At 68.1% G+C, this 18,148-nt stretch carries 16 protein-coding genes and 2 pseudogenes; 11 read left to right on the top strand and 7 right to left on the bottom strand.

Annotated features, from left to right (window positions below; genetic code table 11):
* Positions 1–6: 6 nt before the first annotated feature.
* Positions 7–1,329, bottom strand: a complete 1,323-nt coding sequence (locus LDL49_RS33175) for a CitMHS family transporter (protein ID WP_225296936.1) — start codon at positions 1,327–1,329, stop codon at positions 7–9.
* A 103-nt stretch (positions 1,330–1,432) separates the two neighbouring features.
* On the opposite strand from LDL49_RS33175, the gene LDL49_RS33170 reads away from it, so the two are divergent.
* From LDL49_RS33170 to LDL49_RS33160, 3 genes are all read left to right on the top strand, one after another.
* On the top strand, positions 1,433–2,350 hold the full coding sequence (locus LDL49_RS33170) for a LysR family transcriptional regulator (RefSeq protein WP_225296935.1): 918 nt from the start codon (positions 1,433–1,435) through the stop codon (positions 2,348–2,350).
* 97 nt (positions 2,351–2,447) lie between these two features.
* Complete coding sequence (locus tag LDL49_RS33165) at positions 2,448–3,683, top strand: CaiB/BaiF CoA transferase family protein (RefSeq protein ID WP_225296933.1); 1,236 nt, start codon at positions 2,448–2,450, stop codon at positions 3,681–3,683.
* Positions 3,673–4,587: an HpcH/HpaI aldolase/citrate lyase family protein gene (locus tag LDL49_RS33160; RefSeq protein WP_225296931.1), complete on the top strand. Its 915-nt coding sequence runs from the start codon at positions 3,673–3,675 to the stop codon at positions 4,585–4,587. Before LDL49_RS33165 ends, LDL49_RS33160 begins: the two co-directional genes overlap by 11 nt.
* Here the strand turns inward: LDL49_RS33160 and LDL49_RS33155 are convergent.
* Positions 4,584–5,651, bottom strand: a complete 1,068-nt coding sequence (locus LDL49_RS33155; protein WP_225296929.1) for a LacI family DNA-binding transcriptional regulator — start codon at positions 5,649–5,651, stop codon at positions 4,584–4,586. The two genes, LDL49_RS33160 and LDL49_RS33155, sit on opposite strands and share 4 nt — an antisense overlap.
* Positions 5,652–5,909: 258 nt before the next feature.
* On the opposite strand from LDL49_RS33155, the pseudogene LDL49_RS33150 reads away from it, so the two are divergent.
* The 4 genes and pseudogenes from LDL49_RS33150 (at position 5,910) to LDL49_RS33135 (ending at position 10,495) form a co-directional block, all read left to right on the top strand.
* Positions 5,910–7,147, top strand: a pseudogene (locus tag LDL49_RS33150) (ABC transporter substrate-binding protein).
* 7 nt (positions 7,148–7,154) lie between these two features.
* Positions 7,155–8,105: a carbohydrate ABC transporter permease gene (locus LDL49_RS58595; protein WP_225296927.1), complete on the top strand. Its 951-nt coding sequence runs from the start codon at positions 7,155–7,157 to the stop codon at positions 8,103–8,105.
* Positions 8,105–8,947 (top strand): carbohydrate ABC transporter permease, encoded by an 843-nt coding sequence (locus tag LDL49_RS33140; RefSeq protein ID WP_225296925.1) that lies wholly within the window; start codon positions 8,105–8,107, stop codon positions 8,945–8,947. Before LDL49_RS58595 ends, LDL49_RS33140 begins: the two co-directional genes overlap by 1 nt.
* A gap of 33 nt (positions 8,948–8,980) precedes the next feature.
* Positions 8,981–10,495, top strand: coding sequence for a glycoside hydrolase family 43 protein (locus tag LDL49_RS33135; protein ID WP_225297011.1), 1,515 nt, complete (start codon positions 8,981–8,983; stop codon positions 10,493–10,495).
* Positions 10,496–10,541: 46 nt separating this feature from the next.
* Here LDL49_RS33135 and LDL49_RS33130 read toward each other — a convergent pair whose 3' ends face one another.
* The 3 genes from LDL49_RS33130 to LDL49_RS33120 form a co-directional block, all read right to left on the bottom strand.
* Positions 10,542–10,706, bottom strand: coding sequence for a S8 family serine peptidase (locus tag LDL49_RS33130; protein WP_225296923.1), 165 nt, complete (start codon positions 10,704–10,706; stop codon positions 10,542–10,544).
* A 63-nt stretch (positions 10,707–10,769) separates the two neighbouring features.
* Entirely contained in the window at positions 10,770–11,549 is a 780-nt protein-coding gene (locus LDL49_RS33125; protein WP_225296922.1) for a pectate lyase, read from the bottom strand.
* 202 nt (positions 11,550–11,751) lie between these two features.
* A complete protein-coding gene (locus tag LDL49_RS33120) occupies positions 11,752–12,366 on the bottom strand; it encodes a TetR/AcrR family transcriptional regulator (RefSeq protein WP_225296920.1) in 615 nt (204 codons plus the stop codon).
* Positions 12,367–12,524: 158 nt separating this feature from the next.
* On the opposite strand from LDL49_RS33120, the gene LDL49_RS33115 reads away from it, so the two are divergent.
* The 4 genes from LDL49_RS33115 to uidA all read left to right on the top strand — a co-directional run bounded on the left by LDL49_RS33115 (position 12,525) and on the right by uidA (position 17,510).
* A complete protein-coding gene (locus LDL49_RS33115; RefSeq protein ID WP_225296918.1) occupies positions 12,525–13,811 on the top strand; it encodes a sugar ABC transporter substrate-binding protein in 1,287 nt (428 codons plus the stop codon).
* 2 nt (positions 13,812–13,813) lie between these two features.
* Positions 13,814–14,767: a carbohydrate ABC transporter permease gene (locus LDL49_RS33110; RefSeq protein ID WP_225296916.1), complete on the top strand. Its 954-nt coding sequence runs from the start codon at positions 13,814–13,816 to the stop codon at positions 14,765–14,767.
* Between the two features lies 1 nt (position 14,768).
* Positions 14,769–15,644 (top strand): carbohydrate ABC transporter permease, encoded by an 876-nt coding sequence (locus LDL49_RS33105; RefSeq protein ID WP_225296914.1) that lies wholly within the window; start codon positions 14,769–14,771, stop codon positions 15,642–15,644.
* 78 nt (positions 15,645–15,722) lie between these two features.
* Positions 15,723–17,510: a beta-glucuronidase gene (uidA, locus tag LDL49_RS33100; RefSeq protein ID WP_225296912.1), complete on the top strand. Its 1,788-nt coding sequence runs from the start codon at positions 15,723–15,725 to the stop codon at positions 17,508–17,510.
* A 4-nt stretch (positions 17,511–17,514) separates the two neighbouring features.
* Here the strand turns inward: uidA and LDL49_RS33095 are convergent, their stop codons facing one another.
* Both LDL49_RS33095 and LDL49_RS33090 read right to left on the bottom strand, forming a co-directional pair.
* On the bottom strand, positions 17,515–17,805 hold the full coding sequence (locus tag LDL49_RS33095) for a hypothetical protein (RefSeq protein ID WP_225296910.1): 291 nt from the start codon (positions 17,803–17,805) through the stop codon (positions 17,515–17,517).
* 115 nt (positions 17,806–17,920) lie between these two features.
* A pseudogene (locus LDL49_RS33090) lies at positions 17,921–18,148 on the bottom strand (helix-turn-helix domain-containing protein); the annotation flags it as partial.

The raw sequence follows: 18,148 nt of genomic DNA, 5'->3' as shown, positions 1-18,148 counted from the left end.
GCGCGGTCAGAGGGAGATGGCGCCGGTCAGGAGCGCGGCCACGGTCATGACCAGGGTGGTGGCGAACGCCCAGCCGAAGATGAAGCGCTGGTGCTGGCCGAGTTGTACGCCGCTCATCCCGACCAGGATGAACGTCGCGGCGGTGAGCGGGCTGAGCGGGAAGCCGGTGGTCATCTGGCCGAGGATGGCGGCCCTGGCGACCTCGGCGGACTCGATGCCGAAGCCACCGGCCGTCTGGGCGAGCACGGGCAGTACGCCGAAGTAGTAGGCGTCAGGGGTGAAGACCAGGCTGAGCGGCATGCCCGTGATCGCGACCAGCACCGGCAGGTGGCCGCCGAAGGAGTCGGGGATGATGCCGACGAACGCGGTGGCCATCTCGTTGATCATCTTGGTCCCGGTGAGGATTCCGGTGAAGACCCCCGCGGCGAAGATCATCGTGGTGACCAGGACGACGCTCTTGGCGTGCCTGTCGAGCAGTTCCTGCTGCTTCTCCCAGGAGGGGTGGTTGACCAGCGCGGCGATGGCGAACCCGACCACGAACAGCACCGGAAGCGGCATGACCTGCAGGATGAGCCCGACGAGCAGCGCGACGGTCAGCGCCAGGTTGAAGACGGTCAGGGCCGGGTGCCTGCGCGGCGGGGCAAGGGGCGTCCCGGGCCCGTCTCCGGCGACGAACTCGGCCGCGGGCTCCGGCGTGGGCTCGGGCAGGGACACCGTGCCGAGGCGACGGCGTTCGCGCAGGCCGATCAGGTACGACGCCACCAGCACCCAGACGATGCCGATGACCATCGCGGGCAGGACCGGGGTGAACACCTGCGAGCTGTCCAGCTTCAGCACCGCCATCGCCCGCGCGGTGGGGCCGCCCCAGGGGATCATGTTCATCACGCCGGCGCCCAGGCAGACGACGCCGGTGAGCACCAGGGGGCTCATCCGCAGCCGTTTGTAGACGGGCAGCAGGGCGGAGACGGTGATGAGGAAGGTCGAGGCGCCGTCGCCGTCCAGGGCCACGCACATCGTGATGACGGCCGTGCCGACGGCGATCCGCAGTGGGTCGTCCTTGGCCAGGCGCAGGATGCCGCGGATCAGCGGGTCGAACAGCCCCGTGTCGATCATCAGGCTGAAGTACAGGACCGCGAAAGCGATCATGATGCCGGTGGGCGCCACCTTGCCCAGCCCGGCGAGGATCATCGGACCCATCTCGGCGCCGAAGCCGCCGGCAAGCGCTGGCAACACCGGGACCAGCACCAACGCGGTGAGGACCGAGACGCGCCTGGTCATGGTGAGCACCAGGAACAGGCCGATGGTGAGAAAGCCGAGGGTCGCGATCATCGAGGTCCTTTCGGAGGGTTACGGAGAAGTTTCCGAGCGCTGACCTTTCACGTCCACCATCAAAAGTGGATTTATCCATGCGGTATGTGCATAGGTTGGCCTCATGGACGCTACTCTCCGGCAACTCGCCGCCTATGTCGCCGTGGCCAGGGCGGCGAGCTTCACCGCCGCGGCGGCGCACCTGCACGTCTCGCAGTCGACCCTGAGCCGTGCGGTCGCCGACCTGGAACGGGTGCTCGATGCCCGCCTGCTGGAGCGCGACACCCGCAACGTCCAGCTCACCGCGGCGGGCCTGGAGACCCTGCGGGTGGCCGAGCAGATCGTCGGCGCTCACGAGTCGGGGATGAAGGAGCTGCGGCGCTACCTGCTCGGCGAGTCGGGCGTGGTGGCCGTGGCCACGCTGCCCTCGGTCGCGGCGGTGCTGCTGCCGCGCATGATCTCCGCCTTCCGGCGCCAGCGGCCGCGGGTGGCGGTCCGCATCATGGACGGGCTCGAACGGGCCGTCCTCGGCAGGGTGCTGTCGGGTGACGCCGACTTCGCGATCACCACGGTGGGCGCGTCGCCGGACCGGCTCGACCATCGTCCGCTGATCCGCGACCAGTTCCACGCCGTACTGCCCGAGGGGCACCCGCTCGCCGAGCGTGACGAGGTCACCTGGGAGGACCTGGCCGCCGAGCCGTTCCTGGCCGTCGGGCCGCAGTCCAGTGTACGCAGGCTCACCGACGCGGCGTTCGCCCAGGCGGGCGCCGCCGTGACGCCCGCGGCGGAGGCGAGCAACGTGGCGACCGTGGGCGGCCTGGTCGCCGCCGGGCTCGGAGTGTCGGCGATGCCCGCTCTGGTGCTGCCCCTCCTGGGTCCGGGGCACGTCGTGCACCGCCGGTTGACCGGGCCCGTGGTGGAGCGGCGGCTGGACGTCGTGGTCCGAGCGCGCCGAACGCTACCGCTCGCGGCGGCCGCGTTCCTGGATGTGCTCGAAGAGTTCCGTACGGAGCTGCCACCGGGTGTCTCCTGGATGGGTTAATGCGTAAATAGCATGAATTTATCGACTTCTTGTGCTGGACCCGCATTTCTCGCCTTGGGCAGGATGACAGCACCGGACAGTGCGAAGGAGCTCATGCGTGGCGACCGAACAGGCGAGCGAACAGGCGACCGAACAGCAGCACGGCCAAGGGCAGTTGCGTGGTCTGAAAGTGGTGGAGTTCGCCCATGTGGTCGCCGGGCCGCTGGCCGGGTCCATGCTCGCCGACCAGGGCGCCGACGTGATCCACGTCGAACCCCCCGGCCTCGGTGACGCCGCCCGCGCCATGGGCCCGACGCGCGACGGCGTACCGCTGTGGTTCAAGGTCGCGGGCCGGAACAAGCGCTCCGTCACCCTGGACCTGCACGATCCCGACGGCCGGCAGGTGGCCCACCGGCTCGTGGCCTGGGCCGACGTCGTGATCGTCACGCTGCGCGCGAGCCGGCTGCGAGCCTGGGAGCTGGACTGGGAGGCCGTGCATCGGATCAACCCCAAGGCCGTCCTGCTGCAGATCTCCGGATTCGGCGCGACCTCCTCGCAGGCCGACGCGCCGGGCTTCGGCAAGGTCGGCGAGGCCAGGAGCGGCGTGGTGCACCTGACCGGCTTCCCCGACGGGCCGCCCGTGCACACCGGGTTCTCCCACGGCGACGCCGTGACCGGGCTGATGGGCGCCTACGCCGTGCTCGCCGCCCTGCACCGGCGGGCCAACGACCCCGCCTTCGACGGCGAGTGGATCGACCTGGCCCTGTTCGAGCCGCTGTTCCGGCTGGTCGAATGGCAGGTCATCACGCATGACCAGCTCGGCGTCGTACCCGGCAGGTCCGGCAACCAGCTGGCCGTCGCGCCGGCCGCGGTCATCAACACCTACCTGTCCGGCGACGGCGACTGGATCACCGTGACCTCCGCGACCCTCCGCTCGGTCCTGAACGTCGTCCGTCTCCTGGGCCTGCCCGAGGAGGAGTACGCCACGACGCAGCGGCAACTCGCCGGCCGGGAACGGCTGGACCAGGGACTGCGCGAATGGGTGGCGGCGCGCGGGACCGCCGAGTGCCTGGAGGCGTTCGCGGACGCCGAGGTGGTCGCCTCCCGCGTCTTCACCGCCGAGGACATCGCCGGCGACCCCGTGTACGCCGAACGCGGCGACATCATCACCGTCGACGACCCCGACCTGGGGCCGGTCCGCATGCAGGCCGCCCTGCCGCACTTCCACCAGAAACCCGGACACGTCTGGCGAACCGGACCCGCGCTCGGGCAGGACAACGCCCTCGTCTACCGCCAGTGGCTCGGGCTCGGCGCCGACCAGCTCGCGGATCTGGAGAAGCGCGGTGTCATCTGACCGGCCGCCGCTGCGCTCCCTGCTCTTCGTGCCCGGCACCCGTACCGAATGGCTGGCCAAGGCGGCGGCCGCGGGAGCCGACGCGGCCATCCTCGACCTGGAGGACGCCGTCCCGCAGGCCGGCAAGGCCATCGCCCGCGCGCGCGTGGCCGAGGCCGTCGCCGGCGCGACGGGCGACCTGGCGCTTCTCGTCCGGATCAACCCCCTCGACGGCTGGGCGGCCGCCGAGGACCTGCGGGCCATCGCGCACGCCCGCCTGGCCGGGGTGGTCCTGCCCAAGGTCGCCGACGAAGGGGACGTACGCCTGGCCGACCGGCTGCTGAGCTGGTGCGAGCGCGAACACGGCCTGCCCCAGGGCCACATCGCCCTCGTGCCGCTGCTGGAGAGCGCCGCCGCGCTGCGTGCGGCGTACGACATCGGCCGGGCCGTGCCCCGCATCGCCTACCTGGGCGCGGTCACCGGCAAGGGGGGCGACGTCGAGCGGGCGGTCGGCTACCGCTGGAGCGCTGAGGGTGCTGAGACCCTGGCGCTGCGGTCGCGCGTCCTGCTGGACGTCCGGGCGGCGGGCGCGCCCTGCCCGATCGCGGGCCTCTGGACGAACATCGCCGACCTCGAAGGGCTGCGGGCGTTCGCCGAGCAGAACCGCTCCCTGGGTTACGAGGGCATGATGGCGATCCACCCCTCCCACGTCCCGGTGATCAACGAGGTCTTCTCGCCCACGCCGGAGGAGCTCGCCCGCTACGCGCGGATGATCGCCGCCGTGGAGGAGGCGCAGCGACACGGCGCCGGGGCGATCACCTTCGAAGGGGAAATGGTGGACGAGGCCATGGCGGCCCGGGCCCGAACCGCCCTCCAGCGGTCCGATACATACGGAAACAATCCAGAAACTTTCGGAACTTCTTAAGGGCGGCAAGGCCCCGTGCTCCCTCGCACCACGAGTTCGGTGGCGAGCTCGATCCGGTTCTGCGGCACGGTCTCGCCGTGCGTGAGCGCCACCAGCATCCTGGTGGCCGCGGCGGCCATCTCGGTGAGCGGCTGGCGGATCGTGGTCAGCGGCGGGATGGCCCACCGCATCGGCGGCAGGTCGTCGAAGCCGATCACGCTCAGGTCGTCGGGGATGCGGAGCCCCCGCTCGTAGGCCGCCCCGTAGACGCCCGTGGCCTGCCCGTCGTTGCAGGCGAAGATCGCGGTGGGCGGATCGGGCAGCCGCAGCAGCCGATGGGCCTGGGCCAGGCCGCCTTCGATCAGGAAGTCGCCCGCGCGGATCAGGTCCGGGTCGATGGGCACGCCGGCCATGTCCAGCGCGGCGCGGTAGCCGTCGAGGCGGGCCCGGCTGGACAGCGCGTAGTCGGGGCCGGTGATGATGCCGATCCGCCGGTGGCCGAGCTGCAGCAGGTGGCGCGTCGCGGAGAGCCCGCCGTTCCAGTTGCCGGCGCCCACCGAGGGCACCTGGTGGCCGGGCTCGCCGCTCGGGTCCAGCAGGACGAGCGGGATGTCACGGCTGGCGAGCTGGTGGCACTGGGCGTCGGTCAGGCTGCTGAACACCGCGATGACACCGCTGGGCCGGCGTCTCATCACGCCCTCGATCCAGCTCCGGCCGGGAACGTGGTGGTGCCGCAGCTGGGAGAGCACCAGCGCCAGGTCGTGCTCCTGCGCCACCCGCTCGACGCCCTTGATGATCTCTATCGGGTAGTCGCCCTCCAGCGCGTGGAAGACCAGCTCCACCAGGGCGGCGGGGCTGTCGCGCCGCCTCTGCCGCCGGTAGCCGTGCTCGCGGATGAGCCCCTCGACCAGGGCCCGGGTCTCCGGCGCGACCTCGGAACGGCCGTTCACCACTTTGGAGACCGTGGCCGTGGAAACTCCGGCCAGCTCGGCGAGCTGCGCGATGGTCAGCGGCTGGTTGGGCGTGGTGCGGGGTCCTGTACCACCTGCGGTGCCGGGTGCGGGCGGCTCCTGGGTCGCGGTCATGGGCCGCAGTCTAGCGCCGCGCTTTCGGCCTGTTGCCTGATTGTTTCGGCAATCTTACGACCAGATTATTGACCGGGTTAGCGGGAAGTGCCTAAAGTCCCCGATTAACGATCGGCCCAAGTTACGAAAATTTCAGGCGCCGCGACGAACTCCACTCCATGGGCGCGCCGCCGTCAGTCCGTACCAGCTCTTCAGCACCGACCCCCAGGGGAAGAGATCGCCGTGAAGCTCCGTATCGCAACATCGGCCGTGCTCGCCATGGCCCTCGCCCTGACCGCGGCCGCCTGTGGTGGCGGCGGTTCTCCGTCGCAACCAACGGGCGACGGCAAGTCGTTCGAGTTCTGGTCGTTCTCCGGGATCAACCAGAAAGCCGACGTCGAGGTCTACCAGAAACAGAACCCGGGCATCCAGGTGAAGCTGACCGAAGTGGGCGGCTCGGTGGAGACGGCGCAGGCGCTGACCACGGCGCTGGCCGGCGGCAAGGTGCCCGACCTGGTGCTGATCCAGGGCGACGATCTGCCCAAGTTCGTGCAGCAGCCGCAGAACTTCTATGACCTGCGGCAACTGGGCGCCGACAAGATCAAGGGCGACTATCTGGACTGGGTGATGAGCCAGAGCACCGCCAAGGGTGGCGAGATCATCGGCATCCCGACGGACGTGGGCGGTATGGCCGTCGCCTACGGACGGACCTGTTCAAGGCCGCAGGGCTGCCGACCGACCGTGAGGAGGTGGGCAAGCTCTGGCCCACCTGGGACGCCTTCATCGAGACCGGCAAGAAGTACACCGCGGCGACCAAGAAGGCGTTCGTCGACAACGCCGGGACCAGCGTGTTCCACCAGGCGGTCAACCAGGGGCCGCAGAAGTACTACGATCCGTCGGGCAACGTCGTCTACAGCACCAGCCCGCAGGTCAAGACGGCTTTCGACCTGGCTCTCAAGGCGGTGCAGGCGGGCATCACCGCCAAGCAGAGCTCCTTCTCCGATGGATGGAGCGCCGGTATTGGCAAGGACCAGTTCGCGGTGATCTCCGCGCCGTCCTGGTTGCTGGAACAGATCCGGAACAACGCACCCGGTACGAAGGGCAAGTGGGACATCGCCACTATCCCGGGAGGCGCGGGCAACTGGGGCGGCAGCTATCTGGCCATCCCCAAGGGCGCCAAGAACCCCAAGGCCGCCTGGGACTACATCTCCAAGACCCAGTCCCCGCAGGGCCAGCTGGCGCACTTCGTCGTCACCGGCGCGCTGCCCACTACTCCGTCGGTCTACAAGGACCCCAAGCTCACCGCCCTGAAGGACCCGTTCTTCTCCGACGCCCCGACCGGGACGATCTACACCAACTCGCTGCTCGGGCTCAAGCCGTTCTACATCGGGCCGGACAGCTCCGCCATCGGCCAGGAGCTCCTGAACGCGATCACCAACGTCGAGCAGGGCAAGGGCGATCCGGCCAAGGCGTGGGACTCGGCGCTGGCCAACATCAAGACCGCCATCGGCAAGTAGGACGAGCGTGACGACGACCCTCAGCACCCGGCGGGCGCAAGCGGCGCCCGCCGGGACGACCTCGGTGCGGCAGAGCATCACCGAACGCATCGCGCCGTACGCCTACATCGCGCCGTTCTTCCTGATCTTCGCGGTGTTCGGGCTGGTGCCGCTGCTCTTCACCTTCTACGTGGCGCTGTTCGACTGGAACCCCATCGGCGAGCACGTCTTCGTCGGCTTGGACAACTTCACCCGTCTGTTCGCCGACACGCGGTTCTGGGACGCGGCCTGGAACACGATCAGCATCTGGCTGCTGTCCACTGTGCCGCAGTTGCTGCTGGCGCTGGGCCTGGCGCACCTGCTCAACCACGCCCGGCTCCGGATGGCGGTGTTCTTCCGGATGTCGATGCTGGTGCCGTACATCACCTCGGTGGCGGCCACCACGATCGTCTTCTCCCAGATGTTCGACCGCGACTACGGCCTGCTCAACTGGCTGCTCGGGTTCGCCGGTGTGGAGCCGATCGACTTCAAGCAGTCGGTGTGGGGCAGCCACGTGCTGATCGCGGTCATGGTGACCTGGCGCTGGTTCGGCTACACCACGCTGCTCTACCTGGCCTCCCTGCAGGCGATCCCGCGCGCGATCTACGAGGCGGCGGCCGTGGACGGCGCGGGCGGGTGGAAGCAGTTCCGCCACATCTCGATCCCGTCGCTGCGGCCGGTCATCGTGTTCACGATCGTGACCTCGACGATCGGCGGCCTGCAGATCTTCACCGAGCCGCTGCTCGTCTCCCGCCTCTCGCCGCTGACCTGCGGGCCGGTCCGGCAATGCCAGACGCTGACGCTGTTCCTGTACGAGCAGGGCTTCGGCCAGTTCCAGTTCGGCTACGGCGCGGCCATCGGCGTGGCGCTGTTCGTGCTGGTGGTCGGGCTCGCGACGGTCAACTACGTTCTGTCCACCCGCATCCGTCCGGAGCGATGATGACCAAGACGATCCGGCGCTCGGGTGAGCGCGTCCGCTGGTGGACCTACGTCCTGCTGGGACTGGCCGTGTTCGCCTGCCTGTTCCCGCTGTACTGGATGTTCGTGGTGGCCACGACCGACACGGCGACCGCCACGCGGCTGCCGCCCGAGATCGTCCCCGGCGGCAACTTCTTCCATCTGGCCGGGCTGGTGTTCACGACGGTGCCGTTCGTCCGCTCGGTCGTCAACAGCCTCATCGTGGCCGGTACGATCGCGGTCGGGCATGCCGTGCTGTGCTCGCTGGCCGGGTTCGCCTTCGCCAAGCTGCGCTTCCCCGGCCGCAACGTGCTGTTCCTGATCGTCGTGCTCACCATGACGGTGCCGACACAGCTCGCCGTCATCCCGCAGTACATGATCATCTCCTCGCTGAACTGGGTGGACACGCTCCAGGCGCTCATCGTGCCCGGCCTGGCCAGCGCGTTCGGGATCTTCTGGATGCGCCAGCATCTGTCCACCACGATCAGTGACGAGATCCTCCAGGCCGCGCGCATCGACGGCGCCACCACCTGGCAGATCTTCTGGCGCATCGCGTTCCCGCTGGTGCGGCCGGCCGCGTTCGTGCTCGGCCTGCTCGGCTTCGTCACCGCCTGGAACGACTTCCTGTGGCCGTTCATCGTGCTGAAGTCACCGGAGATGTACACCGCGCAGATCGCCATCAAGGCGCTGCAGAACAGTTACTCCATCGACCTGGGCCTCGCCATGTCGGGCTCGTTCCTGGCCACCCTCCCGCTGCTGGTGCTGTTCGTCTTCGTGGGCCGGCGCATGGTGGCCGGGATCATGGACGGCGCCTTCAAGGGCTGACCTTCTCGCTGAAAGGAACCGCTCAACGTGCGGATGTACGACAACCCGGTGATCGGCGGGTTCCACCCGGATCCCAGTGTGTGCCGGGTCGGCGAGGACTACTACCTCGTCTGCTCCAGTTTCGAGTACGTCCCCGGCGTCCCGATCTTCCACAGCCGCGACCTGGTGCACTGGCGGCAGGTGGGCAACGTGCTCGACCGGCCGTCACAGCTGGAGCTGCCCCCTGAGGTGCCCGCCTCGGGCGGGATCTACGCGCCGACGATCCGCCACCACGACGGCCGGTTCTACCTGATCACGACGAACGTGAGCGGCCGGGGCAACTTCATCGTCACCGCCGACCGCCCCGAAGGCCCGTGGTCGGACCCGGTCTGGATCGACCTGCCGGGCATCGACCCCGACCTGGCCTGGGACGAGGACGGCTCCTGCTGGTGCGCCTTCTCGGGTACGCGGATCGCGCGCATCGACCCGGCGGCGGGCAAGGTCCTGGAGGGCCCGTATGACGCCTGGTCAGGCGTCGGCATGAAATATCCGGAAGGCCCGCACCTCTACCACGTGGGCGACTGGTGGTACCTGCTGATGTCCGAGGGCGGCACCGAGCGCGGCCACAGCGTCTCGATCGCCCGCGCCCGCTCGCCGCGCGGCCCGTTCGAGGCGGGCCCGGCCAACCCGATCCTGTCGCACAGCGGCACCGATCGGCCGATCCAGAGCACCGGCCATGCCGATCTGGTGGAGGCGGCCGACGGCACCTGGTGGATGGTCCTGCTCGGCACCCGCCCGCGCGGTTACACACCGGAGTTCCAGGTCCTCGGGCGGGAGACGTTCCTCACCCCGGTGGACTGGGTGGACGGCTGGCCCGTCGTCGGCCCGGTCCTCGAACGCCATCCGGCACCCGCCGCCTGGCATCCCCTCCCTGAGGCGTCGCCGCGCGACGACTTCGACGCCGCCGCGCTGGCGCCGTACTGGATCTCACCGCGCAGCCGCCCGGACGGCTCCTGGTCGCTGGCCGAGCGCCCCGGCAGTCTCACCCTGCACGCCACCGGCGCCACGCTGGACCGCCCGGGATGCACCTTCGTCGGTCGCCGCCAGCAGCATCACGACTGCCGCGTCGCCGCTCTTCTGGAGCCGGGATCGGCCACGGCCGGGCTGTCCGTGCGCCTGGACGAGGCCCACCACTACGACCTGGAAGTACACGAGGGGCGGGCGCGCCTGATCGCGCGGATCGGCCCGGTGCGCCAGTGTGTGGCCGACCAGCCCGTGCCGCCGGGGCCGGTCACCCTCGCCATCGGTTTCCGTACGCGCGACCTCCTGCCGCCATCCGTCACCGCAGCGGTTGGCGAGCCGGTCGGCGTCGGCGCTCGTGGTCCGGACACCATCGCCTTCTCCGCCGGCGGAGTGCTCCTGGCCGAGCTGGACGGCCGCTACCTGTCCACGGAGGTGGCGACCGGCTTCACGGGGCGGGTCATCGGCATGTACGTCACCGACGGCAGCGCGAGCTTCGACTGGTTCGACTATCAGGCCGGCGAGGACGAGGGGCGGGTCAGGGCTTGAACAGCAGGCGGTTCGGCGTGGAGAGCGGGTTGCCGTTGATCGCGAGCTAAGGGGCCCACTTGATGATCAAGGCGTTGACGACGCTGGACGACATATCGCCGTACCGGTCCTTGACGAGGGCGGCCACCCCCGCCACCGTGGGAGCCGCCATCGACGTGCCGCTCAGAACGCTCGGGTAAATCCCGGCCAGAGGGACGGACGGGATGCCCACCCCTGGTGCGTTGAGGTCGACGCAGGGTCCGAAGTTGCTGAACCAGGCCTTGGCGTCCTGTGCTTACCGGTAGGTGATGTCCGAGCTGCCGTAGACGCAGTTGACGCCGTCGGCGCCGCTGCCGATCTTCGTGGGTTCGCCGCTGGTCACGCCCTTGTACTTCTCGCAGATCACGATCTTCTTGCTGGAGTCGCCGACGATCGTGATGCCGGAGAGCCTGGCGGTGTCGCCGTAGTTGGTGTTGATGCCGGCGAGCGTCTTGCCCGGGTACGTGGCGGTGACGTTGGAGATCACGACGTGGCGCGCGTACTGCTTGGAGCAGTTTCCGCAGGAGCGGTAGAGCTTGCCGAAGTTCGTCACCTGGAAGTTCCTGATGTACATGGTGCCGGGGCCGTTGTGCTGGAAGACCTTGTCGCTGGCCGCCTTGGCGCCGCCGCCGTCGATCGTCATCGTCTGGGACGACGAGGTTCCCTTGAAGGTGGCGGCATCCTCGCCGACGTCCTCCCACCAGACGTTCTGGAGGGTGCAGGTGCCCGTGCAGTGAATGCCGTCGGCGGCGGGAGCGCCGAGGATGACGTTCTTCAGCACCGCGCCGTTGGCGAGCTTGAAGATCGGGCTCTGGTCCTCTTCCTGCCCGCCGCTGCCCAGGTCCCCGGTGCCGTAGTAGCGGATCATCTTGCCGTCGACCGTGCCGGATACGTTGATCGTCGCGCCGACCGCCTGCTGGCCGCTCGGCGTCGGCCAGGCCGCGCCGGATGCCGGCGGCCCGCTCGCGATGCCGCCGGCCAAGGCCAGCGCGGCGGCCACCATCGCCACTATCCGGGCCCGGATCGTCTTTCTCACGGTTGCCTCCCTGCGGATGCCTTCGCCTGCCGTACGCGTATGTGAACGAAAGACAGGTGAGTGAATGACCGTCAATGTAGGAAAGCGCTTTCCGGTCGTCAACGCAGACGCGATCTCCGGTGTCCGATAAGAAGGCGTCATGGCTGGCCAGAGCATGACAAGGCGGTTTGCTGGGAGTGAAACTTTCAGTTCTGCTGGCGCTCTACGGCCGGGATTCCAGGAGATCCGCCATCGAGGTCGTCATCGCCGCGACCAGGTCGCGCTGCGGGTTGATGAGCCACTGGAGTTGAAGTCCGTCCCACAGGGCCACCAGGGACTCGGCGAGGCCCTCGGGGGTCCTGCTGTTGGAGACGCGGCCCATGTCCTGGTCACGGCGGATGGCGATCGCCAGCGACTCGATCAATCTCTCGTACCTGTCGCGGAACCAGTCGTGCGCCGGATGGTCCGAAGCCGACGACTCCGCGGCCATGAGGGCGAGCAGTCTCAGCATCTCGGGGCGTTCGAGGTTGCGGTGAACGTATTGCAGCACGGCGTACGCCACCCCCTGCTCCTGGCAGTCCGCCGTGAAGGAGTCGGCGTGCGCGGAGTCGGCGTTCTCGAGTACGGCCACGAGAAGCGCGCTCTTGCTGGGGAAGTGATGCACGATGCTGGTCAGGCTGAGGTCCAGCTGCTTCGCGATCTCCCGCAGCGACCCCCCTCGGTAGCCGCGGGCCGAGAAGACGGACGTCGCGGAGGCGACGATCTCGGCCTGGCGGCGCGCGCTCTTGGCATAGGGGCCCCGCCGCGTGCCGGGTCGGCTCGCCATCTCTTGGGTCATGGGATCAACCCTAGGGGCCCCGCGCCCGTTGCAGGGGGAATTCGCCCAACGAAATTATGGCAACTGTTCGGTTTTTGGGATAACGTCTCGCTCACCCACACCACGACTTGCGGAGGAAGCGGTGGAGCTTCCCTCGGGTGAAGAGGACCGGGACCACAATGCTCAGCTCAACCATTGCGAAGTCACTCGTCGGCGGCCTGGCCGTCGCCCTGCTCCTGACCGGCTGCGGTCGGTCCGACGCCCGCCAGGCGCAGCCCGCCGCGGGCGCCCCGATCGACGCCGAACCCGCCGACGGCACCATCACCGTATGGGCGATGGGCACCGAGGGTGAACTGCTGCCCAAGCTCGCCGCCCAGTTCAGCCAGGCGAACCCCGGTGCGAAAGTGCAGGTGACTGCGGTTCCCTGGCAGGACTACGCCAAGAAGGTACAGACCGCGATCGCTTCAGGAGACGCTCCGGACGCCACCATGGTGGGGGCGGTGGACCTCGCGGCGTTCGCGTCCACGGGCGGACTGGAAAAGGTCCCGTCCAAGCTCGTCGACTACGGCTCCTTCTATCGCGGCGCTGTTCAGAGCACCCTTTTCGAGGGAGCCGAGTACGGCGTCCCCTGGTACGTGGAAACGCGCTCCCTGTTCTACCGAAAGGACATGGCCAAGGCCGCCGGGGTCTCCGCACCCAAGACCTGGGAGGAGTACGGTCCGTTCCTCCAGGCCCTGCAGAAGCAAGGTGCCAAGTGGGGGCTGTCCCTGCCCACCGGTGCCACGGCGACCTGGCAGAGCGTGGTGCCGTTCATGTGGCAGGCCGGCGCCCAGATCATGAACGAGGACGGCACCAAGTTCACCTTCGACACCCCGGAGGCGCTCAAGGGGCTCGAGTTCTACCGGTCGTTCATCACCTCGAAGATCACCAGCCCGAACGGCCCGGTGAGCCTGGGAGAGATCGAGCCACAGTTCGTCGCCGGGTCCACTGCCGCGCTCATCGCCGGCCCCTGGGAAGAGAACCTGCTGAAGTCCGCCGGAGGCGCGCCCTTCGTCGACGACAAGGTCGGCATCACGCCGCTCCCCACCGGCCCGAAGTCCAACGCCAGCTACATCGGCGGCGGGCAGTGGGCGGTGTTCAAGGACGCCAAGAACCGGGAGGGTGCCTGGAAGTTCATCCGGTGGATGGGCGGTCCTGACGCCCAGAAGGCCTGGTACGACCTGTCCGGAGACCTGCCTGCCGTCGAGTCGGCCTGGAACGAGGGGAAGCTCGCGACCGACGCGACTTTGGCGGTGTTCCGCACCCAGCTGAAGACGGCCCAGCCCGGACCCAACACCACGACATGGCGCCAGGTCACCGCGGTATTGGACGCCGAGTTCGAAAAGGTGGCCAAGGGCGTCTCCTCGCCCCAGGCGGCCCTGCAGGAGATCCAGAAGAAGACGTCGGCGATCGGAACCGGGGTGTAGAGATGACCTCTGTTGCCACCGTGAAATCCTCGTCGGGCCGGGCTGCCGGGCCGCGGCGGACCGGGCCGCCGCAGGCCATGTCAGCACACTCCCGGCGCACACTGGTCGCGTGGGCCTTCTGCGCGCCCTTCATCGCACTCTTCGCCACCTTCGGCCTATGGCCGGTGCTCTCCTCGTTGTCGATGAGCGTCACGGACATCACGAGCCGGGACGTACGGGCACCCTTCAGCGTCGACTTCGTCGGCCTGGAGAACTACACCACCCTGTTCGGGGATCCGACCTTTCTCCGGGCGGCCCTCAACACGCTCTATTTCGTCGTCGCGGGAATCCCCCTGACGATGATCATCGCCTTGGGGCTCGCCGTCGCACTCAATTCCGGGATCCAGCGGGCGAAGGGGCTCTTCAGGGTCGCGTATTTCGCGCCCGTGGTGACCAGCATCGTGGCGATAGCGGTGGTGTGGAGGTATCTCTACGAGGAGGACGGAATGATCAACTCCGCCCTCGCCGTCGTGGGAATCCACGGCCCGGACTGGTTGAACGATCCGAACTGGTCCATGCCCGCGCTCATCCTCATGGCGGTCTGGCGCCACTTCGGCATCCCCATGGTGATCTTCCTGGCCGGACTGCAGTCCATTCCCGAGGAACTGCGCGAGGCGGCCCGCATCGACGGCGCTACCCGCTGGCGCACTTTCCGCAGTGTCACCCTGCCGTTGCTCAGGCCGGTCACGCTGGTGGTCGCCGTGCTGCTGAGCATCGGTTACCTGCAGTTCTTCGAGGAGCCGTTCGTGATGACGAGTGGTGGGCCGCTGGACAGCACCACCTCGATCAGTTACTACGCCTACGAGCAATTCGGCTTCGGCAACTACGGCACGGCCTCCGCCGCCTCGTACGTGCTGGTGGCCGCGATCGCGCTGCTCAGCCTCGTGCAGTTCCGTATCTTCCGAGCGAAGGCGTGATATGACCACCATGAGCGCGAGCACCGGTGCGGCCACGTCCGGCATCGGCGTACTCCGACGCATCCGACCTGCCCGCATCATGCTCTACGGCGCCCTCGTCGTCGGCCTGATCGCGACGCTGGCACCGTTCGCGTGGATGTTCCTGGGATCGGTCAAGCCGACCGGGGAAATCGTCGCGTATCCGAGCTCCTGGCTGCCCCGTTCGCCGACGCTGGACAACTTCGAGCTGTTGCTGGCGAAACAGAATTTCGGCCTGTACTTCTTCAACAGCACGCTGGTCGCCGTGACGTGTGTCATGGGCAATCTGCTTTTCTGCTCCATGGCCGGGTACGCCTTCGCGAAGATGGAGTTCGCCGGAAAGCGCCTCCTGTTCGGCCTCGTCCTCACGATGCTGATCATTCCCGGAGCCACCACTTTCGTGCCACTCTTCGTCCTCGTCAGCAACATGGGGCTGAGCAATTCCTATCTGGGGTTGATTCTGCCCTTCCTCGTGACGCCGCTCGGCGTGTTTCTCATGCGCCAGTTCATCCACGACATTCCGGATTCTCTTGTCGAAGCGGCCCGCCTCGACGGTGCCGGTGAAACACGCATCTTTCTCAGGGTGATCGTCCCGCTCTGCCGTCCCCCTCTGGCGACACTGGCGATCCTGACCTTCCTCGCCCAGTGGAACAACTTCCTGTGGCCGCTGGTGATCGCGCAGACCGAAGATCATTACACGCTGCCGGTCGCGCTCGCCCTGTTCTCGGTGGGCGCCAATGGCACCAACTACGGTCTGCTGCTCGCCGGTGCGGTCACCGTCGTCACCCCGATCCTGCTGCTGTTTCTCTTCCTCCAAAGACAGTTCGTCCAGGGCATCGCCAGCACCGGCATCAAATAGGCGTCTGTCCCCTCGATCGACGCCGTCTACCACTCGACCACCGCGTGTATCACCGCGCGGAGTAAAGGAGCACCGACCATGCTTCGCCCGCAGGACGGCCCCACCCGCGACCGCCGCTCCCTGGCCGGCTTGTGGAGGTTCCGGCTGGACGCAGAGGGAGCAGGCCGCGCCGAAGGCTGGTGGCGCTCGCCCCTCGCGGGAGCCGTGGACATCCCAGTACCGGCCAGCTACAACGACATCTACCCCGACGTAACAGTCCGGGACCATGTCGGCGACGCCTGGTACCAGACGAACGTGTGGGTGCCCGCCCAGTGGACAGGGCAGCGCATCGTCCTGCGGTTCGACGCCGCGACCCACCGCGCGACCGCCTGGGTCAATGACACCGAGGTCGTCACCCACGAAGGCGGCTACACCCCGTTCGAAGCGGACGTGACCGCGCACGTACGACCGGGAGCCGAGAACCGCGTCACCGTTGTGATCAACAACGAGCTGAGCTGGGCGACGATCCCGCCGGGCATCATCGAGGAACGTCCCGACGGCCGCCGGGTGCAGCGCTACTTCCACGACTTCTTCAACTACGCGGGCCTGCACCGGCCGGTCTGGCTCTACACCACACCCCTGGCGCACATCAGCGACATCACGGTCACCACGGCCTTCGACGACACCACCGGCGTGATCAGCTACCGGGCGGACAGCACCGGGGAGACGGACTCGGTCCGCGTGTCGCTGCGCGATGCCTCCGGTGCCGAGGTGGCCGCCGCCACAGGTGCGGTCGGCACGCTGCGGGTGCCCGACGTACATCCGTGGGCGCCCGGCGACGGCTACCTCTATGAACTCGAGGCCGCGCTGCTCGGCACATCCGGGGAGGTCACCGACAGCTACCGGCAGCCGGTAGGCGTACGCACGGTGGAGGTCCGCGGGAAGCAGTTCCTGATCAACGGAACTCCCTTCTACTTCAAGGGCTTCGGCAAGCACGAGGACGCGGCGGTGCGCGGCAAGGGGCACGACGACGTGCTGATGGTGCATGACTTCGCCCTGATGGAGTGGATCGGCGCGAACTCCTTCCGCACCTCGCACTACCCGTACGCGGAGGAGGTTCTCGACTACGCCGACCGGCACGGCATCGTCGTCATCAATGAGACGGCCGCCGTCGGGCTCAACCGCAACATCGGCGGCGGCGTCTTCAGCTCCGGCGAACGGGTGCTCACCTTCTCCCCGGACGCGGTCAGCGAAGAGACCCAGCGCGTCCACCTGCGGGCGCTCCAGGAGCTGGTGGCGCGCGACAAGAACCGTCCCAGCGTCGTGCTGTGGTCCGTGGCCAACGAACCCGACCACGTCCAACCAGAGGCGCGCGACTACTTCGCCCCACTCGCCGCGGAAACCCGTCGCCTCGACCCGACCCGGCCCGTGGCCTACGTCAACGCGCTGCTCGCGCCGCCGGATCAGTGCGTGGTCACCGACCTGTTCGACGTGGTCCTGCTCAACCGTTACTACGGCTGGTACTTCGGTCCCGGCGATCTGGAAGCGGCCGAGACCGCGCTGGAGACCGAGCTACGGCAGTGGGCGGCACTGCATGGCAAGCCCATCGTCATCACCGAGTACGGCGCCGACACCTACCCCGGCCTGCGCGGCATCGTGCCCAGCCCGTGGACCGAGGAGTATCAGGCGGAGCTGCTCGACGTGTATCACCGGGTCTTCGACCGGGTCGACGCGGTGGTGGGCGAACAGGTGTGGAACTTCGCCGACTTCGCCACCTCACCGGGCATCTTTCGCGTCGACGGCAACAAGAAGGGGGTCTTCACCCGCGACCGCCGTCCCAAGACGGCCGCCTTCCACCTGCGCGCCCGCTGGCGCAAAGATGAGTGAGGTGCTAATAGTCAACTGCTTCGGGTGGCGAGCCGATGCGGCGCGCCAATTCCTCTTCGTCATAGCGCACGTCTATGCCGTGTTGTTTCATGACCGAGACGAGTCTCTTCAGCGGAATGTGAATATCGGTGTGGCCGACCTCCTGCCACCCCAGGTTCGCCCCATTGTCTGATTCCGCGGACATGATCGTGAAAGGAACCTTGGCCCATCCTATTTCCGAGCACATGATCGCACCTCCGTTCGAGGTGGTGCCGCACTGGTAGATTCGTACCTCTTGGATGAAGTCGCCAGGCATGCTGAGCCTCCGAAGTGTGCCGATGTCGCGGAGCGCGCCATGTTCGGTGGCAGGCCCCGGCGGCAGGAGGAATACCCCGGCGCCGACCTCGGAATACGATCACCGTGGTCAAGATAGGCCGGTCGGCCTTCACTCGGTCGGTGTTGATGAGCGTCCCGTCGAGGATCACGTGGGTCGGCCCGTCTTGGACGGCCTTGTGTAAGGCCTGCTTCAGCTTGGGCGAGCGGGCCGACAGCAGCATCACGGTCTCCTCCACATACCGCCACGCAGTGGTCGCCGACACTCCGAAACCCGCGCTGATCTCGGCGAACGTCTCGTCTTTGCGGAGGTAGACCAGCACGAG

The organism is Nonomuraea aurantiaca (assembly GCF_020215705.1).
GTDB lineage: Bacteria > Actinomycetota > Actinomycetes > Streptosporangiales > Streptosporangiaceae > Nonomuraea > Nonomuraea aurantiaca.
The sequence above is the reverse complement of the archived record's forward strand: the minus strand, read 5'-3'. Positions and strand labels throughout refer to the sequence as shown.

Bases quoted from the DNA above. Each gene is read 5' to 3' on its own strand.
- LDL49_RS33175 (WP_225296936.1), bottom strand. From the start codon at position 1,329: ATGATCGCGACCCTCGGCTTTCTCACCATCGGCCTGTTCCTGGTGCTC.
- LDL49_RS33170 (WP_225296935.1), top strand. From the start codon at position 1,433: ATGGACGCTACTCTCCGGCAACTCGCCGCCTATGTCGCCGTGGCCAGG.
- LDL49_RS33155 (WP_225296929.1), bottom strand. From the start codon at position 5,651: ATGACCGCGACCCAGGAGCCGCCCGCACCCGGCACCGCAGGTGGTACA.
- LDL49_RS33140 (WP_225296925.1), top strand. From the start codon at position 8,105: ATGACCAAGACGATCCGGCGCTCGGGTGAGCGCGTCCGCTGGTGGACC.
- LDL49_RS33135 (WP_225297011.1), top strand. From the start codon at position 8,981: ATGTACGACAACCCGGTGATCGGCGGGTTCCACCCGGATCCCAGTGTG.
- LDL49_RS33120 (WP_225296920.1), bottom strand. From the start codon at position 12,366: ATGACCCAAGAGATGGCGAGCCGACCCGGCACGCGGCGGGGCCCCTAT.
- LDL49_RS33115 (WP_225296918.1), top strand. From the start codon at position 12,525: ATGCTCAGCTCAACCATTGCGAAGTCACTCGTCGGCGGCCTGGCCGTC.
- LDL49_RS33110 (WP_225296916.1), top strand. From the start codon at position 13,814: ATGACCTCTGTTGCCACCGTGAAATCCTCGTCGGGCCGGGCTGCCGGG.
- LDL49_RS33105 (WP_225296914.1), top strand. From the start codon at position 14,769: ATGACCACCATGAGCGCGAGCACCGGTGCGGCCACGTCCGGCATCGGC.
- uidA (WP_225296912.1), top strand. From the start codon at position 15,723: ATGCTTCGCCCGCAGGACGGCCCCACCCGCGACCGCCGCTCCCTGGCC.
- LDL49_RS33095 (WP_225296910.1), bottom strand. From the start codon at position 17,805: ATGCCTGGCGACTTCATCCAAGAGGTACGAATCTACCAGTGCGGCACC.